This window comes from Mycobacterium sp. TH-M106, from assembly GCF_057473765.1.
Genome location: NZ_JBYCLE010000400.1, coordinates 1 through 6,116 on the forward strand (window position 1 = coordinate 1; position 6,116 = coordinate 6,116).

7 protein-coding genes, 1 tRNA gene and 1 pseudogene are annotated in these 6,116 nt (G+C 65.2%); 6 read left to right on the top strand and 3 right to left on the bottom strand.

Annotation, left to right across the window (positions count from 1 at the left end; translation table 11 throughout):
* The first annotated feature begins 22 nt into the window (after positions 1–22).
* From AC2VOP_RS14180 to AC2VOP_RS14190, 3 genes are all read left to right on the top strand, one after another.
* Positions 23–96: transfer RNA gene (locus AC2VOP_RS14180), tRNA-Pro, on the top strand.
* Between the two features lie 98 nt (positions 97–194).
* Positions 195–554, top strand: coding sequence for a type II toxin-antitoxin system HicA family toxin (locus AC2VOP_RS14185; protein WP_486961565.1), 360 nt, complete (start codon positions 195–197; stop codon positions 552–554).
* Positions 551–928, top strand: a complete 378-nt coding sequence (locus AC2VOP_RS14190) for a type II toxin-antitoxin system HicB family antitoxin (RefSeq protein WP_486961566.1) — start codon at positions 551–553, stop codon at positions 926–928. The genes AC2VOP_RS14185 and AC2VOP_RS14190 overlap by 4 nt, the downstream gene beginning before the upstream one ends.
* 148 nt (positions 929–1,076) lie before the next feature.
* Here the strand turns inward: AC2VOP_RS14190 and AC2VOP_RS14195 are convergent, their stop codons facing one another.
* Positions 1,077–1,364: a hypothetical protein gene (locus tag AC2VOP_RS14195; RefSeq protein WP_486961567.1), complete on the bottom strand. Its 288-nt coding sequence runs from the start codon at positions 1,362–1,364 to the stop codon at positions 1,077–1,079.
* A gap of 81 nt (positions 1,365–1,445) precedes the next feature.
* Here AC2VOP_RS14195 and AC2VOP_RS14200 point away from each other — a divergent pair, with 81 nt between their 5' ends.
* Positions 1,446–1,721, top strand: coding sequence for a hypothetical protein (locus tag AC2VOP_RS14200; RefSeq protein ID WP_486961568.1), 276 nt, complete (start codon positions 1,446–1,448; stop codon positions 1,719–1,721).
* Between the two features lie 106 nt (positions 1,722–1,827).
* Here the strand turns inward: AC2VOP_RS14200 and AC2VOP_RS14205 are convergent, their stop codons facing one another.
* Positions 1,828–2,442, bottom strand: a complete 615-nt coding sequence (locus AC2VOP_RS14205; RefSeq protein ID WP_486961569.1) for a TetR/AcrR family transcriptional regulator — start codon at positions 2,440–2,442, stop codon at positions 1,828–1,830.
* 56 nt (positions 2,443–2,498) lie between these two features.
* Here AC2VOP_RS14205 and AC2VOP_RS14210 point away from each other — a divergent pair, with 56 nt between their 5' ends.
* Both AC2VOP_RS14210 and AC2VOP_RS14215 read left to right on the top strand, forming a co-directional pair.
* Positions 2,499–2,963 (top strand): MmpS family transport accessory protein, encoded by a 465-nt coding sequence (locus tag AC2VOP_RS14210; RefSeq protein ID WP_486961570.1) that lies wholly within the window; start codon positions 2,499–2,501, stop codon positions 2,961–2,963.
* Positions 2,960–5,893 (top strand): MMPL/RND family transporter, encoded by a 2,934-nt coding sequence (locus AC2VOP_RS14215; protein WP_486961571.1) that lies wholly within the window; start codon positions 2,960–2,962, stop codon positions 5,891–5,893. Before AC2VOP_RS14210 ends, AC2VOP_RS14215 begins: the two co-directional genes overlap by 4 nt.
* 59 nt (positions 5,894–5,952) lie before the next feature.
* Here AC2VOP_RS14215 and AC2VOP_RS14220 read toward each other — a convergent pair.
* Positions 5,953–6,116: pseudogene (locus tag AC2VOP_RS14220) on the bottom strand (glycoside hydrolase); the annotation flags it as partial.

Below are 6,116 nucleotides of genomic sequence, written 5' to 3' on the forward strand. Positions count from 1 at the left end.
CGTGGCTGTTCGTCGGCGGCACCGGGCTGTGGCGCAGTTTGGTAGCGCACTTGACTGGGGGTCAAGTGGTCGCAGGTTCAAATCCTGTCAGCCCGACAGAAGGTCAGAGGGGATTTTCGGAAGATTTTGTAGCGTCCTCGCGCCAGATGCGCGCAACCGCCTCGACGAACTCGGCGTGATTCTTGTCATCGGCCATGCCGGCCACCGTAGCTGCACCCGACGGGTGGTCAGCGTCGCGCCGCGTTCGTCGGCCGGCCGCCGGTCGGACCACCGCCACTCTGGCGGAAACGCAGTACTGTCTAGTCGCTTTACGGTTGCCTAGTTTAGCGGTTAAACTTATTCTCGTGAGAGCGAGGGAGGTCAATCGCAGGATCGAAAGGAGTGGTGGTATGCATGTCCGCACGGTCGGATCACACAAGCGTTACCGCGTCAGTCGCGGCGATGTGACCGTCAGCACCGCTGTTCCGCAGCATCCCGGCGACATTCCCAAAGGGACACTCCACAAGATTCAGCAAGACCTCGAACCCGCGCTCGGGAAAGGATGGCTGATATGAACACCTACACCGTCGAAGTCACCCGCGAAAACGACACCTGGCTGGCCGACGTACCCGCGGTCGCCGGCGCGCACACTTTCGCCCGCTCTCTGCGGGGCCTGGCCCAGTCGGTGCGCGAAGTCGTCGTCTTGATGGACGACCTCCCCGACGACGCCGACGTGCGACTCGACTTTCACTTCGCCGTGGACGACCAGTCGGTGATCGAAGCCGAACGGCTGCGCCGCGTCCGCGCCGATGTGGAGTCTCAAGAGGCCGAACTGGTCGCGGCCACCGCCCGGCTGGCAGCGGTCTTGTCCCGGCAATACTCCGTGCGCGACACCGCCGCCATGCTCGGCATCACGGCTGGACGTGTCTCCCAGCTCGTCGCGGGCTGAACGGGCTCATCGTCCGCCAAGGCTATGGAACGATCCGAGCATGTCAAGCGGGCACGGCGGTCCTCACCCGCCGAGCCAGCGCCGGTGCGCGGACTGTAAGGTCGAAATGCTTGACGCAGAAGTCACCGCTACGACGTCACCAACTCGGCTATAGGCGGGGGAACCGCGCCTCGCCAATCCAAATCAGCATCGGCTCACCCTGGTCGTCTTCCCGCCACAAGACCTGCAGATCGCGGCTGGTGTGGCGAACATCCACAAGCCACAGAGTCGTAGGGGTGATCGCCGCAGAGATCGAGCGAGGGCGCGCCGCGGCCGACTCTGGATGGTCCTCAATGACATCCAAGGCGGCGTCGAGAGCCGACAGCGCCGGATCGCCGATGGCGGCCAGCTCCTCATAGAAGTCGCGAGGTTGGTCGTTCACCCAGTTCAGCGCCACGCCCGCAACCTATCACGGCGATGTGTCAGCCACGGTTAAACCGTGATTGCACTACTGTCGCAGCTGCCGTAACATAAACCTATGACCGCAACCGATGTAGTGCTGCTGGAAGTCGACAGCCGACGGCGGCTCAACCTGAGCAAGATCGGCCGGCATGACCGCTACACCGCGATTGAACACGAGGACGGCTCGATCACCCTGACCCCTGCGATCATCCTGAGCCCGGCGGATCTTCACTACCTACAAGATCGCGAGATCCAAGACCTGGTTGGCAAAGCGCAGAAGAACACCGGAACAACTGTACGACTGGAAAGAAGCCGACATCCGTCGGCGAATCACAGCGCACGTCGTCGTTGAAGCCACGCAGCCGGCCGCGCACATCGGCTTGAATGCCAACGCCGGATTGGCGGCCAGTCCGGCAAGGGCGAAAGTCATCGAAAGCGTTGGGCGTCGATCCCGGCACTCAAGAAACGGGTAGCAGTTGTCGGACGGCCGCGTCGACCATCGTCTCAATCACCTGGTCGGTGCTGAAATCGCTCAACCACAGATTCGGAGCGTCGGTGCGGTGCAGCATCGCCACCCCGTGCAGCGCCACCGCTAAGGCGGCGGCGATCCGGTCGGAGTCGGGATCCGAACCGGCATCCGGTGGCTGACCGCGGCAGGCCAGCAGGCCGCGGGTGACCGTTTCCAGCGCTTGGCGCGCGGCCGGCGGCGCGTGGCCGTCCTGGGTCATCAGCGCGTAGCGCAGCGGGTGTCGCTGGGCGAACGACACATACACCCGGCAGCCGATCAGCAACCGTTCCCGCGGGTCGACGGCCGCCTGGACGTGGTCGGCGATCTCGTCGCAAACCTGCATCCAGCTGGACTCGGCGACGGCCTCGAGCACCCGGTCCCGGTCGTCGAAGTGCGCGTAGACCGACGGCGCGGCGATTCCGGCCTCCCGGGCGATGCGCCGCAGCGAGACCGCGCCTTCACTGTCGGCGCCGTCGATCACCCGCGTCGCCGCGGCCAGGATCTCGTCACGCAGCAGTGCGCCGTGACCGCGCAGGTTGCGCTGGCGGGTGGGACTGAGCGGCACGTCGTCATCCTAACCAAGTGTGAGCTGGCACAAGTTGACTTTACGCCTGTTACCTTATGGACGTAACGTTATCGGCTATAACGGCAAAGACCAAGCTCGGAGTTGCGCTGCAGCGCCGCTGGATCGGACTGGTGATCGTCTCGGTGGCCGCGGTCGGCAGCCTGGTGATCCACCGATTCCACGGCGTCTTCGGCTCCGACCCGCTGACCTCGACCAAGAACGGCGGCGAGATCGTCTCCACCGTCCCGAAATACGTCACCTACGAGATCTACGGGCCGGCGGGTACCTCCGGCATGATCAGCTACGTCGACGAGCGCGCCGAATCCCAGGAGGCGCAGTTCCACACGCTGCCGTGGACGTTGACCCTGACTACCACCGGACCCAGCGTCTTTGCCAGCGTGATGGCGCAGGGCGACAGCCGCGAACTGGGCTGCCGGATCACGGTCAACGGTGAACTGCGCGATCAGCAGCAGGCCGACGGGCACGCCGTCGCGACGTTCTGCGTGGTGAAGGCGGCGTGAGCGGCCCACACACCGGGTTGGGCAACCCGGTTCGCTTCCCCGGACTGATCCGCGCCCTGTCGATCCCGATCATCGTGTTCTGGCTGGCCGCCACCGCCGCCGCCAACATCGCAGTGCCTCAGCTGGAGGTCGTCGGCGCCAAAAATGCAGTGTCGCTGTCCCCGCAGGACGCCCCGTCGGTGATCGCGATGAAGCATATCGGCGAGAAGTTCGGCGAGTTCAACTCCGATTCGGTGTTGATGATCGTCATCGAAGGCGACCATGAACTCGGCGGGTCCGACGGGCAGGCCCGCCGGTACTACGACCGGCTGGTGGCGGACCTGCAGCACGACGACGCACACGTCGAGTATGTCCAGGACTTCTGGGGGGACCGAGTGACCTCGGCGGGATCCCAGAGCGAGGACGGCCGCGCCGCCTACGTGCAGGTGCATTTGGCCGGCGGCCAGGGCTCGGCGCAGGGCGTGGAGTCGGTGGACGCGGTGCGCGAGATCGTCGCTCAGTCCCGACCGCCGGCCGGGCTGCGCGCTTTCGTCACCGGGCAGGCCGCGCTGGTCGCCGACACCAACGAGGCCGGCGACGCGTCGATGGTGAAGATGACGGGCGTCACGCTTGCGGTGATCGCAGCGATGCTCCTGGTGGTGTATCGCTCAGTGGCCACCATGGGAATCGGGCTGCTGGTGGTGGTCACCGAGATGAGCATGGCTCGCGGGCTGATCGCGGTGCTGGGCAACCTGCACGTCTTCGCGATCTCCACGTTCGTGGTCAGCATCTTGACGGCGCTGGCGATCGCGGCAGGCACCGACTACTGGGTCTTTCTGATCGGGCGCTACCACGAGGCCCGCAACGCTGGTGAGGAACCGGTGACCGCCCAGCGCACCACGCTGGCCGGCGTCACCCACGTCATCCTGGGCTCCGGTCTGACCATCGCCGGCGCTATGCTCTGCCTGCACTTCACCCGGCTGAACTACTTCAACACCCTCGCCGTGCCGTGTGCGCTGGGCATGTTCACCATCCTGCTGATGGGTCTGACGTTCGCGCCGGCGGTACTTGCGGTCAGCGCCCGGTTCGGCCTGCTCGACCCCAAGGTCAAGACCAAGGCTGGCGGCTGGCGCAAGGTCGGCACCGCTGTGGTGCGGTGGCCGGCACCGATCCTGGCCGGCGCCAGTGCGGTTGCGGTGGTGGGTGTTCTGGTGCTGCCCGGCTATAAGACCAGCTACGACAACCGGCACTACATCCCGGCCGACGTACCGTCCAACATCGGCTACGCCGTCGCCGAGAAGCACTTCAGCTCGGCGCGGATGAATCCCGACATGCTGATGGTCGAAGCCGACCACGACATGCGTAACCCGCGCGACATGCTGGTGCTGGACCGGGTCGCCCGCACCATCTTCCGGGTGCCCGGTATCGAACGGGTGCAGTCCATCACCCGCCCGCTCGGCCCGCCGATGGAGCACGGTTCGGTGCCGTTCCAGATCAGCGCGCAAGGTGTCACGATGCGGGAGAACCTGCAGTTCTTGAAGGCTCGCTTGGCGGACACCCAGACCATGGCCGATCAACTCGGCTCGATGGCCGCGGTGATGGGCCGGCTGCACGATCTGACCGTGCAGCTCGCCGACGCCACCCGCGGCACCGACGCGGCCACCCACGACATGCAGGGCACGCTGGCCGAGGTTCGGGACCAGATCGCCGACTTCGACGACGAGGTCCGGCCGTTGCGCAACTACTTCTACTGGGAGCCGCACTGCTTCAACATCGGCGTGTGCAACGCGTTCCGGTCGATGTTCGACGCCAGCGACGGCTTCGACAAGCTGGCGGAGAACACCGCAGACCTTGCGGCGCAACTCGATCGGGTCGATGTGATCACGCCGCAGGTCGCCGATCAGATACCGCCGATGATCGCGATCACCACCAACATGCGCGACCTGATGTTGACGATGCACAGCAGCTTCAGTCTGGTGGTGACGCAGTTGGAGCAGATGACCGACACCGCCGCGGTGATGGGCCAGGTGTTCGACGACGCCAAGAACGACGACATGTTCTACCTGCCGCCCGAAGCGTTCGACAGTCCCGACTTTCAGCGCGGCATGGAGTTGATGATGTCACCGGACGGCAAGGCCGCCCGCATCCTGATCACCCACGATGCCGATCCGGCTACCGCGGAAGGCATCTCGCACGTCGACGCCGAACTGCAGGCCGCCAAGGAAGCGGTCAAGGGCACCCCGCTGGCCAAGGCACGGTTCTACCTCGGTGGCACCGCCGCCACCTACAAGGACATTCAGCACGGCGCCCACTACGATCTGTTGATCGCCGCGATCGCCGCGATCATCCTGATCTTCATCGTGATGCTGCTGATCACCCGGGCATTGATCGCCTCGATCGTGATCGTCGGCACCGTGGTGCTGTCACTGGCCGCGTCGTTCGGAATCTCGGTGTTGCTGTGGCAGTATGTGTTCGGCATCGACCTGCAGTGGTTGGTGATCGCGATGTCGGTGATCGTGCTGCTGGCGGTCGGCTCGGACTACAACCTGCTGGTGGTCTCCCGGATGAAGGAAGAGATCGGCGCCGGGCTGAAGACCGGAATGATCCGGGCAATGGGTGCCACCGGCAAGGTGGTGACCGCGGCCGGAATGGTGTTCGCGTTCACCATGATCGCGATGATCGCTAGTGACTTGCGTTCGGTCGGTCAGATCGGCACCACGATCGGGCTGGGACTGCTGTTCGACACGTTCGTCGTGCGGACGCTGATCACCCCGTCGATCGCTGCGCTGCTGGGCCGGTGGTTCTGGTGGCCCGTCACTGTGCATCAGCGGGTGCGGACTCGGCCGGCGCGCGAAGGCGAGGGGCGCGCTCGTGACGCGGCCTCGCCGCAGCGACCTGACCGACAGGGCCATGGCGGCCACCCCGTCCTAAACCACAGCAGCAGCCCGTAGGGGCTGCCTTCACGGAAAACCGAAGTCGCGCGCGCGACTTCATTTCTGCGATCAATCGGTCAATTCGACGGCACAGGGCTCATGGACCCGATGTAGTAGGTTTCCTGCCCGGTGGGGTATCCGCCTCCGTCGGTGGCGATATGAACGTGGTCGTAATGGTTGAGGGTTTCCGAACCGTAGTTCGCCGTCCAACTCGGCGCGCCGATGCCCGGGTAGTACCGCT